Origin of the sequence: Terracoccus sp. 273MFTsu3.1, from assembly GCF_000383675.1 — a bacterium.
In the GTDB taxonomy this organism is placed as follows: Bacteria; Actinomycetota; Actinomycetes; order Actinomycetales; family Dermatophilaceae; genus Terrabacter.
The window spans coordinates 476,082-494,679 of the sequence record NZ_KB911822.1 but is presented as its reverse complement, the minus strand read 5'-3'; the positions used below and the strand labels follow the sequence as shown (position 1 = coordinate 494,679).

15 protein-coding genes and 2 tRNA genes are annotated in these 18,598 nt (G+C 69.6%); 8 read left to right on the top strand and 9 right to left on the bottom strand.

Features of this window, described 5'->3' with window-relative positions; all coding sequences use genetic code 11:
• The first annotated feature begins 428 nt into the window (after window positions 1–428).
• Window positions 429–2,273 (top strand): phosphoenolpyruvate carboxykinase (GTP), encoded by a 1,845-nt coding sequence (locus H283_RS0112625; RefSeq protein WP_051103613.1) that lies wholly within the window; start codon window positions 429–431, stop codon window positions 2,271–2,273.
• 203 nt (window positions 2,274–2,476) lie between these two features.
• Window positions 2,477–2,974 carry a DUF6328 family protein gene (locus tag H283_RS0112620; protein ID WP_020143887.1) on the top strand — a complete coding sequence of 166 codons (498 nt, stop codon included), beginning with the start codon at window positions 2,477–2,479 and terminating at the stop codon, window positions 2,972–2,974.
• A gap of 213 nt (window positions 2,975–3,187) precedes the next feature.
• On the opposite strand, the gene H283_RS0112615 is transcribed toward H283_RS0112620, so the two are convergent.
• Window positions 3,188–3,277 (bottom strand) — tRNA-Ser (locus H283_RS0112615).
• A 191-nt stretch (window positions 3,278–3,468) separates the two neighbouring features.
• Between H283_RS0112615 and H283_RS0112610 the strand changes: the two genes are divergently transcribed.
• Entirely contained in the window at window positions 3,469–5,004 is a 1,536-nt protein-coding gene (locus H283_RS0112610) for an LCP family protein (protein ID WP_020143886.1), read from the top strand.
• A 103-nt stretch (window positions 5,005–5,107) separates the two neighbouring features.
• Here H283_RS0112610 and H283_RS0112605 read toward each other — a convergent pair whose 3' ends face one another.
• The 5 genes from H283_RS0112605 to cysK form a co-directional block, all read right to left on the bottom strand.
• Complete coding sequence (locus H283_RS0112605) at window positions 5,108–5,311, bottom strand: cold-shock protein (protein WP_013491183.1); 204 nt, start codon at window positions 5,309–5,311, stop codon at window positions 5,108–5,110.
• Between the two features lie 228 nt (window positions 5,312–5,539).
• On the bottom strand, window positions 5,540–6,475 hold the full coding sequence (gene folP / locus H283_RS0112600; protein ID WP_051103637.1) for a dihydropteroate synthase: 936 nt from the start codon (window positions 6,473–6,475) through the stop codon (window positions 5,540–5,542).
• 738 nt (window positions 6,476–7,213) lie between these two features.
• A tRNA-Ser gene (locus H283_RS0112590) sits at window positions 7,214–7,304 on the bottom strand.
• A gap of 214 nt (window positions 7,305–7,518) precedes the next feature.
• Window positions 7,519–8,268, bottom strand: coding sequence for a serine O-acetyltransferase (gene cysE / locus H283_RS0112580; RefSeq protein WP_020143882.1), 750 nt, complete (start codon window positions 8,266–8,268; stop codon window positions 7,519–7,521).
• A gap of 48 nt (window positions 8,269–8,316) precedes the next feature.
• Window positions 8,317–9,246, bottom strand: coding sequence for a cysteine synthase A (gene cysK, locus H283_RS0112575; RefSeq protein WP_020143881.1), 930 nt, complete (start codon window positions 9,244–9,246; stop codon window positions 8,317–8,319).
• Between the two features lie 268 nt (window positions 9,247–9,514).
• Here cysK and H283_RS0112570 point away from each other — a divergent pair, with 268 nt between their 5' ends.
• The 5 genes from H283_RS0112570 to H283_RS0112550 all read left to right on the top strand — a co-directional run bounded on the left by H283_RS0112570 (window position 9,515) and on the right by H283_RS0112550 (window position 14,992).
• The gene (locus H283_RS0112570) at window positions 9,515–11,851 is read left to right on the top strand and encodes a (Fe-S)-binding protein (RefSeq protein ID WP_020143880.1); all 2,337 of its coding nucleotides are present in this window, start codon (window positions 9,515–9,517) and stop codon (window positions 11,849–11,851) included.
• A gap of 172 nt (window positions 11,852–12,023) precedes the next feature.
• Window positions 12,024–12,743 (top strand): hypothetical protein, encoded by a 720-nt coding sequence (locus H283_RS0112565; protein ID WP_020143879.1) that lies wholly within the window; start codon window positions 12,024–12,026, stop codon window positions 12,741–12,743.
• Between the two features lie 9 nt (window positions 12,744–12,752).
• On the top strand, window positions 12,753–13,556 hold the full coding sequence (locus H283_RS0112560) for a hypothetical protein (protein WP_020143878.1): 804 nt from the start codon (window positions 12,753–12,755) through the stop codon (window positions 13,554–13,556).
• 13 nt (window positions 13,557–13,569) lie between these two features.
• A complete protein-coding gene (locus H283_RS0112555) occupies window positions 13,570–14,262 on the top strand; it encodes a hypothetical protein (protein WP_020143877.1) in 693 nt (230 codons plus the stop codon).
• 4 nt (window positions 14,263–14,266) lie between these two features.
• On the top strand, window positions 14,267–14,992 hold the full coding sequence (locus tag H283_RS0112550) for a transporter substrate-binding domain-containing protein (protein ID WP_020143876.1): 726 nt from the start codon (window positions 14,267–14,269) through the stop codon (window positions 14,990–14,992).
• Window positions 14,993–15,120: 128 nt separating this feature from the next.
• Here the strand turns inward: H283_RS0112550 and H283_RS0112545 are convergent, their stop codons facing one another.
• The 3 genes from H283_RS0112545 to H283_RS0112535 all read right to left on the bottom strand — a co-directional run bounded on the left by H283_RS0112545 (window position 15,121) and on the right by H283_RS0112535 (window position 18,582).
• Window positions 15,121–15,570 carry a DUF779 domain-containing protein gene (locus H283_RS0112545; RefSeq protein WP_020143875.1) on the bottom strand — a complete coding sequence of 150 codons (450 nt, stop codon included), beginning with the start codon at window positions 15,568–15,570 and terminating at the stop codon, window positions 15,121–15,123.
• Window positions 15,571–15,584: 14 nt separating this feature from the next.
• The gene (locus H283_RS0112540) at window positions 15,585–17,108 is read right to left on the bottom strand and encodes an aldehyde dehydrogenase family protein (RefSeq protein ID WP_020143874.1); all 1,524 of its coding nucleotides are present in this window, start codon (window positions 17,106–17,108) and stop codon (window positions 15,585–15,587) included.
• Between the two features lie 238 nt (window positions 17,109–17,346).
• Window positions 17,347–18,582, bottom strand: coding sequence for a helix-turn-helix domain-containing protein (locus tag H283_RS0112535; RefSeq protein WP_020143873.1), 1,236 nt, complete (start codon window positions 18,580–18,582; stop codon window positions 17,347–17,349).
• Window positions 18,583–18,598: the final 16 nt, after the last annotated feature.

The window sequence follows — 18,598 nt, the reverse complement described above, 5'->3', positions numbered from 1 at the left end:
CGGAGGAACGAAAAGTTACCTTAGCGCCTCGGGTTCGCATCCACGAAATCGGCCCCGGCCCGAGCGGGACGACCCCGCCAGGCACCCCACGAACGGCGACCCGCGGGCGCCGGCTCATGGCATACGCGATCGGCTCGACGGTGGGCCACGATCACCCGCTGCCCGGTACCCGTGAGTACTGAAATTCCTGCAAGAAACCGACAATGATTCGTCGTATTTCTTGCGGCGCCGATGTCATGTGAGGCGTCTCACCGCTCCGGCGCCCGCATGCGGTCAACGGCACCCACGACGGCGCGTACCTTGAAGTCATCACGTCATCTGTTCAGCATGTGGACACCTGCAGCCCGATCCGGGCTCGCCCAGGATCCACGTGCGGAGCAGCTTCACACCGGCACGACGTGGTGCCGGGCGGCACCGCGCGCGAAGGGATGGGCCCCGAGTTGACCACGACCCACGAGAAACAGACACACACGACGCACGCGGGTCTTGCCGCGTGGGTGGAGCAGGTCGCCGAGCTGACGCAGCCGCGCGACATCCGCTGGATCACCGGCACTCCCGAGGAGTGGACCGAGCTGACCGACCAGCTCGTCGAGGCCGGCACGTTCGTGCGGCTCAACGAGAGCAAGAAGCCGAACTCCTTCTACTGCGCCTCCGACCCCAGTGACGTCGCGCGCGTCGAGGGGCAGACCTACATCTGCTCCGTCGACGAGAAGGACTCCGGGCCCACCAACAACTGGATGGCGCCCGACGAGATGAAGGCTCGGATGACCGAGCTCTACCGCGGCAGCATGGCGGGCCGCACCATGTACGTCATCCCCTTCGTCATGGGTCACCTCGACGCCAAGGTCCCGATGTTCGGGGTCGAGATCACCGACTCCGCCTACGTCGTCGTCTCGATGCTCGTCATGGCCCGCTGCGGCGACAAGGTGCTCCACAAGATCGAGGAGACGAACGCCGACTACGTGCCGGCCCTCCACTCGGTCGGCGCCCCCCTCGCCGAGGGACAGGCCGACGTGAAGTGGCCGTGCTCCGACACGAAGTACATCGTCCACTTCCCCGAGGAGCGCACGATCTGGAGCTACGGCTCCGGCTACGGCGGCAACGCCCTGCTCGGCAAGAAGTGCTACTCGCTGCGCATCGCCTCGGCGATCGCCCGCGACGAGGGCTGGATGGCCGAGCACATGCTCATCCTCAAGCTCACCTCGCCCAAGGGGTCCGTCCACTACATCGCGGCGGCCTTCCCGTCCGCCTGTGGCAAGACGAACCTCGCGATGATCACGCCCACCATCCCCGGCTGGAAGGCCGAGATGGTCGGCGACGACATCGCCTGGATGCGCTTCGGTGAGGACGGGCGCCTCTACGCCGTCAACCCGGAGTTCGGGCTCTTCGGCGTGGCCCCCGGCACCGGCGAGTCGACCAACCCCAACGCGATGGCCACCATCGAGAAGGGCAACTCGGTCTTCACCAACGTCGCCCTGACCGACGACGGCGACGTGTGGTGGGAGGGCATGACGGACGAGCCGCCGGCGCACCTGACCGACTGGCACGGCAACAGCTGGACGCCCGAGGACGGCAAGGCGGGGACGCTCTCGAGCCACCCGAACAGCCGCTTCTGCACGCCGGCCTCGCAGTGCCCGATGATCGCCCCGGAGTACGACAACCCCGACGGCGTGCCGATCGACGCGATCCTCTTCGGCGGCCGCCGCAAGACGACCGTGCCGCTCGTCTACGAGTCGCGCGACTGGCAGCACGGCACCTTCATCGGCGCCACGCTCTCCTCGGAGACCACCGCTGCCGCGACCGGCGCCGTCGGCGTCGTGCGCCGCGACCCGATGGCGATGCTGCCCTTCATCGGCTACCACGCCGGCGACTACATGAATCACTGGCTCGAGATCGGCAAGAGCGCGGACGCCTCCAAGCTCCCCCGCATCTTCGGCGTCAACTGGTTCCGTCGCGACGAGGAGGACGGCTCCTTCCTCTGGCCCGGCTTCGGCGAGAACAGCCGGGTCCTCAAGTGGGTCATCGAGCGCCTCGACGGCGACGCCGATGCCGTGGAGACCCCGATCGGGTTCGTGCCGACCGAGGGCTCTATCGACATCGACGGCCTCGACATGACGCCCGAGCAGGTCGCCAAGGCCATCCGGGTCGACGCGGCCGACTGGGAGAAGGAGCTGCCCCTCATCCAGGAGTGGTTCGACAAGTTCGGCGAGCAGCTCCCCGCGGAGCTGTGGGCCGAGTTCGACGCCCTCAAGGCCCGCGTCAGCGAGCGCTGAGAGGTCGGTCCACCGCCTGCTGGCCGGCGGGCGGCGGACGACGTGATGCAGGGCCCGGCACCTCACGGTGCCGGGCCCTCCGTCATCCCACGGGTCCGTCGCCGTCGTGGCGCCCGCCCGACACCGAGGGCGTATGCCGTGTCGCCGGGCACGCGGCATACGCCCCCTGTCGTCGGGTGGCCGTCGTGGGGTACAGGTGGGCCATGAGCAACTCACACCCCTACACCCGCGACGAGACCGAGGCCGAGCGGCTCGATCGCAACTTCGGCGAGCAGCTGCAGGAGCTGCGCATCGCCCAGGCCGGCGTCCAGATCCTCTTCGCCTTCCTGCTGACCATCCCGTTCCAGCAGCGCTTCACCACCTTGAGCGACCTGCAGCGCGACATCTACGTCGCGACCCTCATGGCCGCCGCCGTCAGCGTCATCGTCTTCACGGCGCCGGTCGCGCTGCACCGCACCCTCTTTCGCGACGGGCTCAAGGACTTCATCGTCACCTACACCGACCGGCTCATGAGCGTGGGCCTGCTCACGCTCGGGCTCGGCATCATCGGTGGCGTGGTGCTCGTGCTCGACGTGCTGATGTCGCACACCGCCGCGTTCTGGTTCGGTGGCGCGCTGGGCGTGCTGGGGCTGGCGCTGTGGGTCGGGGTGCCGCTGTCGAAGAAGGGCAGCGCGCGCCAGAACCTCGAGGCCAGCGACTGAGCTCCTCGACCGTCTAGGCCATTGACTGCGGGTCCCGCTTGTCGAGGGGCACCGTTTGCGGGTCCCCCACCGGGCGGAGGCGGCGGGACCCGTCGCTCAGCAGCCCCCTCGTTCCTCGGGGGCTCCTGAGCTCCTCCCAAATCCCACGCGTTCGATCAGCACCAGACAGAAGGACCCCGACGAAGAGCGTGTCGGGGTCCTTCTGTCTGGTGCTGGCGGAGGCGGCGGGATTTGAACCCGCGAGAGGTTTTATCCTCAACCCGCTTAGCAGGCGGGCGCACTAGGCCACTATGCGACGCCTCCGTGCCCGCGACGAGGCCGCCGAGGCGGCGTCGGATGCACGGGCGAGCACAGGCTACCGGCACCGGTGCGCCCGACCCAAACCGGGGGTGGACGCGTCGCGGCGCCATACCCAACTCGATGAGGCATATATCAGGTTGGCAGGGCACAATGTGCATCGGCTCGTGCGCACGGGCCGATGCAGAGAGGACTCCATGACCTACCCGAACACGCGAGGTCCGGCTGCGCCCCCGACCCGTGAGGCGCTGCGACGCGAGCTCAAGTCAGGCTTCCGTCGCGCCGTCGGGCTCACCGCCCTCGGCACCGTCGTCCCCGGAGCCGGCCTGACCCAGACCCGGAGCCGCAAGTTCGGCTGGCTGCTGCTCGCCGTCGCCATCGTCAGCCTCGGCGTCGGCGCCTACTACGTGATGCGCACCGGTGTGACGAACGCCGCGCTGTCGATCGTCGCGCGCCCGACGGTGCTGCAGACGCTCGCCGTCGCCTTCGTCATCGGCGGCATCCTCTGGTGCGGCTCGATCATCCTTACTGCAGTCCAGTCGCGCCCGACGCGTCTCGACCGCGCCCGCACGCGTCTGCTCGCCGGGTTCACCACCCTCATGGTCTTCCTCGTCGCCGGGTCGTCGTTCAAGGTCGCCGAGTACGCCACGATCACGCAGAGCACCGTGGCGCAGGTCTTCGGCAAGACTCCTGTGACGCCGGGCTCGGGCGCGCAGGTGGCTGAAGGGGAGGACCCCTGGGCCAACCAGTCCCGCGTCAACATCCTCATGATCGGCTCCGACGCCGGGGCTGACCGGACCGGCACCCGAAGCGACTCGATGATCGTGGCGAGCATCGACACCAAGTCGGGCAGAACTGCCCTCATCTCGCTTCCCCGTAACCTGCAGAAGATCCCACTGCCCGCCAAGAGCCCCTTGCGGGCGATGTGGCCGGGCGGGGTCTACGGAGAGCCGACCTGTCCTCGCGAGCAGAAGGACCCGGCAGACCCGTGTCAGCTCAACGCGCTGTGGACCGAGGCAGACCAGTACGCCGCGAACCACCCCGGCGCCTACACGGAGAAGGTGCCGGGACGTAACGAGACGCGCGACGCCATCGGAGAGGTGCTCGGACTCAAAATCGACCAGACCGTCGTCATCGACCTCAAGGGCTTCTCGGAGCTGATCGACGCGATGGGTGGACTCGACATCAACGTCAAGCTCAGCGGCTTCGGCACCAAGCTGACGATCGGCGGAGCACACGACGCGTCCGGGCGCCTCTATGGGGTCAAGGGCTACTTCGAGCCGGGCCTGCAGCACCTGGATGGGTGGCACTCCCTCTGGTACGCCCGCACCCGGGCCTCCGACAGCGACACCTACCGCCAGATGCGCCAGCGGTGCGTCATCCAGGCGATCGTCCAGCAGGTCAACCCCGCCAAGATGGTCGCGGACTACCCGCAGATCGCCAGCATCCTGAAGAACAACATCTACACCGACATCCCAGGTCAGAACCTGCCCGCCTTCGTGGAGCTCATCCAGCGCGTGCAGAAGGCCAAGATCACGGCTCTGGGACTCACCCAGTCGCAGGGGGTCAAGTCCTGGAACCCGGACTATGACCTCGTCCGCTCGCTGGTCCAGAAGGCGATCGCACCGCCGAAGGCGAAGCCCAAGCCGTCGTCGACGAGCACGCCGACGAGCACGCCGACGAAGACGAAGACCCCGACCTCGTCGAGCACCGACTCCTACGAGACCTGCTGAGCCGCAGGTCCGCCGACCCACAACAAAGCCCCCGGCCGATGGCCGGGGGCTTTGTCACAAACGACTGAGGTTGGTGTCGCTCGTTGCTGTTGCTCTCGAGTGATCAGAGCGGGCGAACTGCGTCGGCCTGCGGGCCCTTGGGACCCTGCGTGACCTCGAACTCGACTCGCTGCGCCTCGTCCAGCGAACGGTAACCGTTCGACTGAATGGCCGAGTAGTGGACGAAAACGTCGGGGCCGCCGCCGTCCTGGGCGATGAAGCCGAAGCCCTTTTCAGCGTTGAACCACTTGACGGTGCCCTGTGCCATACGGGTAACTCTTCCTTCTTTAGCGTGTGGGACAACGCACCTCGCGCATCCCAAGCTGCCGCTTTGACTCCACTCGACGGGCGCGAACCCACCGAAGCCGAAAGGAAACCCGTCACCGTTGCGGATGACGGGCACCTGCTCGACTGCGAGGAACTGCAACTGCAACCGCGACGAACCTAGCAGAATACCGGCCGGTCGGCCCATCGGATGACACTCGTTTTTGGGCGTTCAGGAGCCGTTCGTCGCGGCGTCACGTCGGGTGCCTCGCAGCGCGAGCCGCGGGGGTCGGTCGCCGCGGATCGTCGCGACCATGTCGAGGACGCGCCGGGTCGCCCGGACGTCGTGCGCGCGGAACACCGTGGCCCCGAGCCACGCCGCCACCGCGGTCGCCGCGAGCGACCCCTCGAGCCGCTCCTCGGCCGGCAGGTCGAGGGACTCCCCGACGAAGTCCTTGCGCGACATCGCCTGCAGCACAGGGTAGTTCAGGGCAGTGATGTCGGCCGTGTGCCTGAGGACCTCGAGCGAGTGCGCCGTGGTCTTGCCGAAGTCGAGCGTGGGGTCGACGAGGATTCGCTCACGAGGTATGCCGGCCCGTTCCGCCGCGCTGGCACCGTCGGCCAGGGTGCGCACGACGTCCCGCACGACGTCGAGCGGGTCGTCGCCGTAGGTGACGTCGACCGGATCGGTCCGGGGCGGAAGGCCGCCGGTATGTGAGATGACGTAGCCGGCACCGATGCCCGACGCGACGTGGACGAGTTCTGGGTCGTGCCCGGCCCACGTGTCGTTGACGAGATCCACGACACCGGACGCCTCACGGGCCACCTCGGACCGCCACGTGTCGAGGCTCAGCAGGACGTCCGGGTGCTCGTCCCGCGCCCACTGGAGGAACGGGACGACGCGCCGGATCTCCTCCTCGGCATCGACGACCTCCCCCTCCTGACCGGCACGCACGCCACCGACGTCGACGAGGTCCGCGCCGAGCTCGACGGCCTCGACGAAGGCCGCCTGGGCGGACTCGAGGTCGGCGTGCCGGTTGCCGCTGAAGAAGGAGTCACGGGTCCGGTTGACGATCGCCATGACGGCGGGCGAGGCAGCATCGAAGCGGCGTCCCCGCAGGACGAGAGGACTCGCCGACGGGAGCTGGAGGGGGGCCAGCCGGCTCAGGATCTCGGCGGTGTCGGGCGCGGGATCCGAGCCGGAATGTCTGGTCACACTGTCGTATCTCACGGGGTCACTCAAAGGTCAACGGTCGTCTCGAGCATGGTTGCGGAACTGTTACCATTGTCGAGCAGACATCGCCCACGGCCCGGCCACGCTCCCGGCCGGGTCGCGGGTGGTCCGCCGGTCCTGATCGTCCCGCAATGACGGTCGACCAACCGGGTCCACGACGACGCGTCGGTGGGCCCAGTCACCAAGGAAACTGAATACAGAGATGTCGTACATCGTGTCGTTCTTCGCGGCCATGAACCGTCCGTCCACGTCGATGCCGGTCGGTCAGTACAACTCCAGCACGACGTTCGAGGAGAGGCTCGGCCTGCTCTGAGAGCGCGTGCAACCGCCGGGCTCACCGTCGAGGCCGGTGCATGAGAACAAAAGGGACTCCGGATCTCCGGAGGCCCTTTTTTCATGCCCGGATCCGGTCCGAGACCTGCGTGGCGCAGTGGGGTGCGGGAGGTCGCGCACCAGGTCGTGGCGACACCCGCTGCGCGATCCTGCGCACTGAGGGGGTGCAGCCGTGGCGAAGGGTCTGGGTGGCCGCGGCCGGGCGTGGGCGGAGGGCGTGGGCGGAGGGCATGGGACTCCGCGCTGGTTCCGGGCTCGTTCCTCGCCCGGGCCCAGCGCTCCCCGTCATCTCACGCCTCCGCAGCTGCTCCGAAGGCGCTCCGCGCCGACGGAGCAGCTTGGCGGAGGGCGTGGGATTCGAACCCACGATGGGCTGTGAACCCATAGCGGTTTTCAAGACCGCCGCACTCGGCCACTATGCGAGCCCTCCAGTGTCCGCGGAAGTCTAGCCGCGGGCGCCCCACCCGTCCGAATCTCGCTCGCTCGCCGCGTCACGCGTCGCGACTCCCCGATCGAATGCGCGATGGTGCTGCGTCCGGTGGGGGCAGAGCACCACCGGACGCAGCACCATCCGCAAGACCATGTGCAGGGTCACGACCTCGACCACGCACGCCCCCGACCGGGAGCCGGACCGGGTCGTCGGCTCAGATGTACATCGCGGGGTCGAGCCACTGGTTGGTCGCGTCGCGCTTCGGGAACCGGATGACCGCCGGGATGCCCGTCGCCACCGCGCCCGCGGGGACGTCCTTGACGACGACGGAGTTGGCGCCGATCTGGACGTCGTCGCCGACGCGGATGGGCCCGAGCACGCGCGCACCGGCTCCGATGGTGACGCGGTCGCCGACCGTGGGGTGCCGCTTCACGTGTTCCATCGACCGGCCACCCAGGGTGACGCCGTGGTAGATCATGACGTCGTCGCCGACCTCGGCGGTCTCGCCGATGACGACACCCATGCCGTGGTCGATGAAGAACCGCCGGCCGAGCCGGGCCGCGGGGTGGATCTCGACGCCGGTGATCGAGCGCGTCACCGTCGCGAGGACCCGCGCCGGCAGTCGTCCACCCGGGCGCTTCCACAGCTCGTGCAGCCCGCGGTGCGCCCAGATGGCGTGCAGCCCGGGAGAGGTCAGGACCATCTCGAGCCGGGAGTTGGCCGCGGGGTCGCGCTCGATCGCGCCGTCGACGTCCTCGCGGGCCCGGTCGGCGAGCTTGCGCACGAAGCCGAGCGGGCCGGCATACGACCGCTCGTCGGGGAGGGCGGCGGCTGCGTGGGAGGTCACAGTCGCCGCCGGCTCCCCGGCCATCCTGACCACCTCGGTCGCACCGTCACCGCGCACGAGCGTCAGCGGTTTCTCGGCCGACCGGGGCTCGTGGTCGATCTGTGGTGCGGTGCTCATGCACGACTCCTTGGTGGCATTGCAGATGGGACGGGCGATCGAGGGACGTCAGTCGACGAGGCCCTCGAAGAGGATCGTGGACAGGTAGCGCTCGCCGAACGACGGGATGATGACGACGATCGTCTTGCCGGCGTTCTCGGGACGCTGGGCGACCTGGACGGCGGCGGCAATGGCGGCACCGGACGACAGGCCGACGAGCAGGCCCTCCTCGGTCGCGGCGCGGCGGGCCCACTTCACGGAGGTCTCGGCGTTGACGTCGATGACCTCGTCGTAGACCTCGGTGTCGAGGATCTCGGGGACGAAGTTGGCGCCGATGCCCTGGATCTTGTGCGGACCGGGCTGGCCGCCGTTGAGGATCGGCGACTCCTCGGGCTCGACGGCGATGATCTGGACGCTCGGCTTGCGGGCCTTGAGCACCTGGCCGACACCCGTGATGGTGCCGCCCGTGCCGATGCCGGCGACGACGATGTCGACCTCGCCGTCGGTGTCCTTCCAGATCTCCTCTGCCGTCGTCTTGCGGTGGATCTCGGGGTTGGCCTCGTTGGCGAACTGGCGGGCGAGCACGCCGCCGCGCTCGGCGACGATCTCGTCGGCCTTGGCGACCGCGCCCTTCATGCCGGTCGACGGGTCGGTGAGCACGAGCTCGGCACCGAAGGCACGCAGCAGGGCGCGACGCTCCTTGCTCATCGACTCGGGCATCGTCAGCACGACCTTGTAGCCGCGGGCGGCGCCGACCATGGCGAGCGCGATGCCGGTGTTGCCGGAGGTGGCCTCGACGATGGTGCCGCCGGGCTCGAGCTGGCCGCTCGCCTCGGCGGCGTCGATGATCGCGACACCGATGCGGTCCTTGACGGAGTTGGCGGGGTTGTAGAACTCGAGCTTGGCGGCCACGGTCGCCTGCGCCCCGTCGGTGACCTTGTTGAGGCGCACGAGCGGCGTGTTGCCGATCAGCTTGGTCACGTCGTCGTAGATCGGCATTGCTGGAGCCCTTTCGGCTGGGTACGGCGGAACGGTCGGTCGCCTCGATTGTCTCCGACAACCGAGTTCTCGTTATGCATATTCCAACACGTCGTTATCGATTGCCAAGGCCACGCCCATGATCCGGGCGCCCCCATGACGCGGGACCACCCGGCATACCTCCCGAAGGGCGTATGCCGCCCGGCGCGGGACGAAGGGGACGAGCGTCACGCCGCGACGGCCGTCACAATCACTAAGCGCTTGCTCACGCGTCAGTAGACTCCCCGGCATGAGTGCGCTCCAGATCGTCGCCGTCGTCGTGTGCCTCGGCGTCACCGCCGTGGCCGTCGCCCTGCTCGTCAAGACGGTCAACCACTTCCTCGCGACCTTCCGTCTCGGCCAGCCCGAGGACCGCGGGGACGACAAGGGGGTCCGCACCCGGACGCTGCTGCGCGAGTTCCTCGGCCACACGCGCATGTCGCGCCTGCCCGTCGTCGCGATCGCGCACTGGTTCACGATGGTCAGCTTCGGCGTCCTCTTCTTCACCCTGCTCAACGCCTTCGGCCAGCTCTTCCAGCCGGAGTTCGTGCTGCCGCTCATCGGCCACTTCTTCCCGTACGAGTGGATCACCGACTTCTTCGCCTTCGCGGGCTTCCTGTCGATCCTCGTGCTCATGGCGATCCGCCAGAGGAACCACCCGCGCTCGGCCGCCGGTGAGGACGGACGTCGAAGCCGCTTCTTCGGATCGACGTGGTGGCAGGCCTACTACGTCGAGCTGACGATCCTCGGCGTCACGCTCTGCATCGGCCTGCTCCGCGCCCTCGAGTGGACCCTCGCGCGCAAGACCGGCACCGGCATGGACACCGCCCTCCACTTCCCGCTCACGGGATGGATCGGCAACTTCTTCACCGGCCTGTCGGTCGGCGCCATCGAGAACCTCATCGTCGTCATCGCCGCGGTCAAGATCCTCATCTCCTTCGCGTGGATGATCACGATCGCGCTCCAGCCGACGATGGGCGTCGCCTGGCACCGCTTCCTCGCCTTCTTCAACATCTTCTTCAAGCGGCACGCCGACGGCCGCACGAGCCTCGGCGAGCTGCAGCCGATCCGCGTGGGCGGCGAGGTGCTCGACTTCGAGAACGTCGACGAGCTCGACGAGGACGCCTCGCTCGGCGTCGGCAAGGTCGAGGACTTCACGTGGAAGGGCCTGCTCGACTTCACGACGTGCACCGAGTGCGGTCGCTGCCAGAGCCAGTGCCCGGCGTGGAACACCGACAAGCCCCTCTCCCCCAAGCTGCTCGTCATGACGCTGCGCGACCACGCGCACGCCAAGTCGCCGTGGCTGCTCGCCTCCGAGGAGGTCCGGGCCGCCGGCATCGAGGCGGCCGAGGGCTTCAGCGACGCCACGAAGGGCGCCGTCGCGACCGAGCAGCTCGTCGGCGAGACCGGCTACGACATCCGCCACCCGTTGACGGCCTACAACCCGCACGGGCCCGACGCCGTCATCGACGAGGACGTGCTCTGGTCGTGCACGACGTGCGGCGCCTGCGTCGAGCAGTGCCCCGTCGACATCGAGCACGTCGACGCCATCGTCGACATGCGCCGCTACAAGAACCTCATCGAGTCGGCCTTCCCGGCCGAGCTCAACGGCCTCTTCAAGAACCTCGAGAAGAACTCCAACCCCTGGGGCCTCGCGCCGCGCCTGCGGATGGACTGGGCCAAGGACCTCCCCTTCGAGGTCAAGCAGGTCGGCCAGGACGTCGAGAGCCTCGACGAGGTCGACTACCTCTTCTGGGTCGGCTGCGCCGGCGCCTACGAGGACCGCGCCAAGAAGACGACGCGTGCCGTCGCCGAGCTGCTCGACACGGCCGGCGTCTCCTTCGCCGTGCTCGGCGACGGCGAGGCCTGCACCGGCGACTCGGCCCGCCGCGCGGGCAACGAGTTCCTCTTCCAGATGCTCGCCCAGCAGAACGTCGAGACCCTCAACGAGGTCGGCGCCACGAAGATCGTCGTCACGTGTGCGCACTGCTTCAACACCATCAAGAACGAGTACCCGCAGCTCGGTGGACAGTACGAGGTGCTGCACCACACGCAGCTGCTCAACCGGCTCGTCCGCGAGAAGCGCCTCACGCCCGTCGCCCGTCCCGGTGACGCCGTGGCCACCGGGGCCGCGTCGACCGGCGCCAAGGTCACCTACCACGACCCCTGCTACCTCGGCCGCCACAACCAGGTCTACGCGCCGCCGCGCGAGCTGCTCCAGATCCTGCCCGGCGTCGAGTACGCCGAGATGGAGCGGTCGAAGGAGAAGTCCTTCTGCTGCGGCGCCGGCGGCGCGCGCATGTGGATGGAGGAGAAGCTCGGCACGCGGATCAACACCAACCGCACCGAGGAGGCCCTGGCGACGGGCGCCGAGCGCATCGCCGTCGGCTGCCCCTTCTGCAAGGTCATGCTCTCCGACGGCCTCAACGCCGCGATCCAGGACGGCAAGGCCACCGACGCCGTCGAGGTCGTCGACGTCGCCCAGATGCTGCTCGCCGCCGTGCGTCGCGGCGACGGCGGTGGCGAGCCCGACGACGCGGAAACGCCTGAGCCCCAGCCGGACCCGGAGCCCGCACCGGTCGCCTGAGCGCGCCGGACGGCATACGCCCGCTTCCTGACGAAGGTCCCCTCCGCACCCGCGGAGGGGACCTTCTGCGTATGCCGTCAGGCGAGGTCGGCGTGTATCAGCGCGTCGCGCGCGCACCACTGACTCCCTGCAGCCGGCGCACCGCAGCCGGCCCGAGCACCGGGGGGAACCCATGAGCCTGACCGACACCTCCGAGGTCTTCGTCTCCGTCGAGGAGTCAGCCCTCAACGACCTCGTGACGGCGCTGTGCACCGCCAGACCACACCTGTTGTCCTACGGGTCACCGGCCTTCGTGCCGGTCTCCGACGTGGCCGATACCCAGATGCCGCCGATCCTCTTCCCGGGCACCGGGGGGATCCAGTGGCACGTCCGCTTCTCGGTGCCGCACCTCGACCTCTACGACGAGGACACGCCCCTGCCGCCCCAGCTGAGCCTCGGACCGGGCCAGTTCAGCGTGTCGACGAAGGTGCAGATCTGCGTCGACTGCCCCAAGGACCGGCGCGATCCCACGGACGAGCCGCACGACCCGCACGGCGACCACGGCGGCGACCACCCGAACGAGCCGAACGACCCGCGCTGGGACGACAAGCCGGGCAAGGCGCAGAACCCCGTGTGCACGGCCATCGAGCTGTACGCCGTCGGGCACCTCGTGGGAACGACGCTCGACGGACAGCCCGCCCTCGGCTTCGCCGTCGACGCCGTCGAGCTCGTCGACGTGATGCCGGACGACCTCGAGTCGGTGCTCGAGTGCCTCATCGGCCAGATGCTCCGCGCCGTCCTCACGACGATCCGCGTCCCCGTCTCGGCGCTGCGCGTCGGCGCCTTCACCCTGACCCCGACGGTCGGCCCGCTCATCGACACCGACCGCGTGCTCGCCCGCGGCAACCTCTAGGAGACCCACATGTCCGAGATCATCGCCGCCATCGACGAGGGCGCGGCCAACGACTTCCTCGACACCGTCGTCGCCGGGCTCGGCCCGCAGTCGACGAGCGGTTCGTCCAGCCTCGGGCCGTTCGCGGTCAGCTACTCCGTGAGCGGCACCCTGAGCAACGGCACCGTCGACCTCATCCCACCGGGCACCATCCGGATCGCCGACCTGCGCCTCGACTGGAGCGCGAGCGCGACGCTGTCGCTCGACCTCGGTGACTTCCTCCCCGAGATCCACATCCCGCAGGTCTGCATCGACATCCCGTGCGTCGGGACCGTCTGCACCCCGCGGATCGACATCACCTGGCCCACCGTCTCGGTGCCCGTGTCGTTCGGCGACTTCGTGCGGGCCACCGTCGACCTCGGGCTGTCCGTGACGCTCGTCGGTGGCGTCTGGAAGGTCGAGGGCATCGTCCAGGGCGTGCCGAGCCTGGCCTTCGGCCCGGGGACCGCAGCGATCGTCGCCGGCATCGGGCTCGCCGTCGCGGCCGCCGTCGCCTGGGTGCCGCTCATCGGTCCCTTCCTCGCCGGGCTCGCCATCGCCGTCACCGCGGCGATCGGGATCGCCGGGCTCACCGGCTGGCTCGGCCCGATCATCACGCCGTTCATCTCGGGCACCCGCTTCCCGGTCTACGAGCAGCCCGAGTGGTTCGAGGTGCTGCCGGCGACGTCGGCGATCGACCCGGCCGTCTCGGTCCACATCGACGCCGTCGGCGCCGAGGTCCAGCACAACGCGCCCGAGGACGAGCTCGTCCTCAGCGCCGACATCAGCGCCTGAGGAGGGCGGAACCATGAGCGACCACTTCGACAGCAGGGCGCTGCGACAGACCGACTGCTACGGGCAGCGGTTCATGAGGCCCGGCACCTACGCCTACGCGATCGGCCACGCCGGCACCGCCGCCCTGGCCCAGGACCACCCCTACGTCGTCGTCGTCGAGGGCGACGCCCCGAAGCGCGGTGAGATGGCCCAGACGCTCGTCACCGTCCACGCCGAGGGCAAGGCGTTCGTGCCGGACGCCCCGAAGGTGACGGTCAACGCGGGCGACATGGTCATGTGGCACTGCCCCGACCCGCACGCCCGGCCCTTCGCCGTCTCCGGGGAGAAGGACTTCTTCTCGAGCGACCGCCTCGTCAACGAGTCGGGCTACTCCCACGCCTTCACGTGCACCGGAACGTACGAGTGGGCCGATGCCCACGGCTCCGGCGCCAAGGGAGTCGTCCGCGTCTCGGCGCCCGACTCGAGCTCGGACAAGGGGATCCGGGCCTGGCAGAGTCAGCAGCGCCAAGGCGTGCTCGTCATGGTCAAGGACGGCCAGGCGGAGCCGGCCGAGGTCGACGTCGTGCTGGGCCAGACGGTCTTCTTCGCGGTCGTCGCCGGTCCCGGGATCTCGGTCACCGACACGGCAGTCCTCGAGGCCGAGCGTCCCGTGCCCGGGATCGCCTTCTACCGCAAGCCCACCCGCGGGAAGGACGCCGTAGCCTGACCGGGTGAACGCGACCCCGACGCCCGCCATCGCCCAGGACCTCGCGCCGACGGGGGTCCTGCGCGCCTCGATCAACCTCGGCAACCCGGTGCTGGCGCAAGGAAGCCCGGAGTCACCATCCGGGATCACGGTCGACCTCGCACGCGAGATCGCCGACCGCCTCGGTGTCCCCGTCTCCTTCGTCTGCTTCGACGCTGCACGCACGTCGTTCGAGGCCCTGACGTCCGGCGCAGCGGACCTCTGCTTCCTCGCCGTCGACCCGGCCCGGGCGACCGAGGTCGCCTTCACGGCGCCGTATGCCGTCCTCGAGGGCGTCTACGTCGTGCCCGTCGACTCGCCCGTGGTGTCCGCCGCCGACGTCGACCGCGACGGCGTCCGGGTCGGGGTCAAGCAGGGCTCGGCCTACGACCTCTTCCTCTCCCGCACGCTGGCGCTCGCGACCATCGTGCGCGGCGACGAGGGCGTCGACGTCTTCGTCGCCGAGGGTCTCGAGGTCGGCGCCGGCATCCGAGAGCCCGTCACGGCCTTCGCCGCGCGCCGCGACGACGTGCGGGTCGTCGACGAGGCGTTCATGCAGATCGAGCAGGCCGTCGGCACGACCCGGACCAGGTCCGCCGAGACCGTCGCCTTCCTCCACGAGCTCGTCGAGGAGCTCAAGGCGAGCGGCTTCGTCGCCGACGCGCTCTCGCGGTCGGGACAGTCGGGTGCGGCGGTCGCCCCGCCCGCCTGACGGCACACGCCCACCGGACGGCATACCGCCGCGCCGGAGGCGTACCGCGTCGCCGACACCCGGCTCACGTCGACGTGGAGGCCCGCACCCCGCACAGGGGTGCGGACCTCCACGGTCGTGTCGGAGTCTCAGCCGACCCGGCCCACGGTCGGAGTGGTGATGCCGAAGGCGGACAGCTCCTCGGCGGTCAGCAGGCGCGAGCGGATGAGGAACCGCACACCCTCGGGCGCCTCGACGGAGAAGCCGCTGCCACGGCCCTTCACGACGTCGACGGTGAGGTGCGTGTGCTTCCAGTAGTCGTACTGCGAGACCGACATCCAGAAGCCGACGGGTGCCTCGACGCCGTCGACGACGAGGTCGGCGAGGTGGACGTCGGCCTCGCTCGTCAGGAACTCACCGGCCGGGAAGCACATGGGAGAGCTGCCGTCGCAGCAGCCGCCCGACTGGTGGAACATCAGCGGACCGTGGATCCCGGTGAGGCGACGGAGCAGGTCCGCCGCCTCACCGGTGAGGTCGACCCGGCTGGGGGAAGCCGATGGCTCACCGGGTGCGACCGTCTCTGGGGGCGTGGTGGCCACGGGGGCCGGCCCGCTCAGAAGAACCCGAGCGCGTCGGGCGAGTAGGAGACGAGGAGGTTCTTCGTCTGCTGGTAGTGGTCGAGCATCATCTTGTGGTTCTCGCGGCCGATGCCCGACTGCTTGTAGCCACCGAACGCGGCGTGCGCCGGGTACTGGTGGTAGCAGTTCGTCCAGACGCGACCGGCCTTGATGCCACGGCCCATCCGGTAGGCGCGCGAGCCGTCGCGGGTCCACACGCCGGCGCCGAGGCCGTAGAGGGTGTCGTTGGCGATGGAGAGTGCGTCGGCCTCGTCGTCGAAGCTCGTCAGCGAGACGACCGGTCCGAAGATCTCCTCCTGGAAGATCCGCATCGAGTTGTCGCCCTCGAAGATCGTCGGCGCTACGTAGTAGCCCTCGGCGAGGTCGCCGTCGAGCACGTTGCGGTCGCCGCCGGTGAGGATCTTGGCGCCCTCCTGCCGGCCGATGTCCATGTAGGACAAGATCTTCTCGAGCTGGTCGTTGCTCGCCTGGGCACCCATCGTCGTCTCGGTGTCGAGCGGGTTGCCCTGCTTGATCCTCTCGACGCGGGCCACGGCGTCCGGGACGAAGTCGCTGTAGATCGAGCGCTGCACGAGGGCGCGCGACGGGCACGTGCAGACCTCGCCCTGGTTCAGGGCGAACATCGTGAAGCCCTCGAGTGCCTTGTCGTAGAAGGCGTCCCGCTCCTGAGCGACGTCGTCGAAGAAGACGTTGGGGCTCTTGCCGCCGAGCTCGAGGGTGACGGGGATGATGTTCTGCGAGGCGTACTGCATGATGAGGCGGCCGGTCGTCGTCTCGCCGGTGAAGGCGATCTTGGCGATGCGCGGGCTCGACGCGAGCGGCTTGCCGGCCTCGACACCGAAGCCGTTGACGACGTTGAGGACGCCCGGAGGCAGCAGGTCCCCGATGAGCTCGACGACCTTGAGGATCGACCACGGCGTCTGCTCGGCCGGCTTGAGCACGACGCAGTTGCCGGCGGCGAGGGCCGGGGCGAGCTTCCACACGGCCATGAGGATCGGGAAGTTCCACGGGATGATCTGGCCGACGACGCCGAGCGGCTCGTGGAAGTGGTAGGCGACGGTGTTCTCGTCGATCTCGCTGCTCGAACCCTCCTGTCCCCGAAGGACGCCGGCGAAGTAGCGGAAGTGGTCGACCGCGAGCGGGAGGTCGGCGGCGAGGGTCTCACGGACGGCCTTGCCGTTCTCCCACGTCTCGGCGACCGCGAGCGACTCGAGGTTGGCCTCGATGCGGTCGGCGATCCGGTTGAGGACGAGCGAACGCTCGCCGAGGGACGTCCTGCCCCAGGCCGGAGCGGCGGCGTGGGCGGCGTCGAGGGCGGCCTCGATGTCCTCCTCGGTGCCGCGGGCGACCTCGCAGAACGGCTTGCCGTTGACCGGCGAGATGTTCTCGAACCAGAGGCCCTTCTTCGGGTCGACCCAGTTGCCGCCGATGAAGTGGCCGTAGCGGTCGAGGACGGTGACGAGCGAGTCCGGCGAGCCGGGCGGTGCGTAGACGGTCATGGTTGATCTCCCAACATCCTTGGTGGTTCCCCTCCCAGGGGTTGGCGTGACCGTAGGCAGCGCAACGTTGCAACCACGTTGCGTGGCGAGACGGCATACGGCTCGGTGGCGACTGCGTGCCGGATGGTCGAGTGCTCCGCGAGCGCCCGACTGCTCCGGCAGGTCGTGGCAGTCGGCCGGGCGCGGGGCAGTCGGTCAGGGAGTGGGCAGTCACCCGTCCGCGACGCCGACCGCAGGGTCAGGTGGAGCCGAGCTCGCGGTCGAGGCGGTGGATCTGGTTCTGGACGAGGGGCATGAGCGGCGAGCCGGGGCCGAGCACGCGCGCCTGCGCCTGCCACATCTCGTAGTCGTCGGCGCCCGAGGCGGAGCGGGTCCACGCCGACATGAGGTCGGCGCGACCGCTCCCGAGGACGGCGCGTCGCAGGTTGCCCTCGACGCTCGCGCGCAGCCGGACCACCCCGGGCGCCGTCGAACGGGGCAGCAGGGGTCCCCGGTAGGCCCGCATCGCGCTCGCGACGTCACCTGCGGCGAGGTGCGCCTCGACCCCGATCCAGTCCCCGGAGAGCTCGGCGACGAGGCGGTACGGGCGCGACGCGAGGAGGTCCTCGCCGAGCAGGCTGCGCAGCCGGCCCATCTCGACCCGGAGCGTCGAGGCGACGCTGTCCTCCTCGTAGAGGAGCACGGCGAGCTCGTCACCGGAGAGGCCGCGCGGTGCCGAGGCGAGCAACAGCAGGATCTCGCTGTGCCGCGGGCTGAGCCGCACCGTCCGGCGGTGGCCCCGGCCGTCGTCGACGGTCAGGAGGGTGTCGTTGCGACCGAGCGACTCCATGAGCACCGAGAGCCCGCGCCCGGCGGCGTCGGGCTGGGCGCCTCGGCCGCTGACGAGCAGCTCCCGAGCCAGCTCGGACTCGGCCATCCGGGCCGCAGCGCGCACCATCGCCATCGTCTGCGGCACGACGATGTCGTCCCCGCCGGTGATGTCGAGGACCCCCAGCACGCTCTGGTCGGACGGGTCGTGGATCGTCGTGGCCGCGCAGCTCCATCGCTGGACCGAGTGCCGGAAGTGCTCGGCGCCGATGACGTTGACGGACTGGTCGAGACGCAGCGCCATGCCCGGCGCGTTGGTGCCGGCGAGCCGCTCGTCCCAGTTGCTGCCCTCGACGAAGCCGATCGACTCGGCGCGACGGAGCACGCTCGGCGTCCCGCACACCCAGAGCAGCTGGCCCGAGGCGTCGGACACCGCCATGACGGCGTCGCAGTCGCGCGCCGCCTGGCCGAGCACGTCGTCGAGCAGGGGGAAGACCCTGGCCAGCGGGTGCGCCTCGCGGTGGTCGCGGAGGGCGTCCCCGGGCAACGTGATCGGGGCGTCGACGGTGTCGACCTGGACGCCGGCTGCCGCTGAGCGCAGCCACGAGTCGGCGACGTGGGCACGGACCCCGCCGCTCTCGGACTCGGCGTGCGCGTCGACGGGCATGGGCCGATTGTGCCCA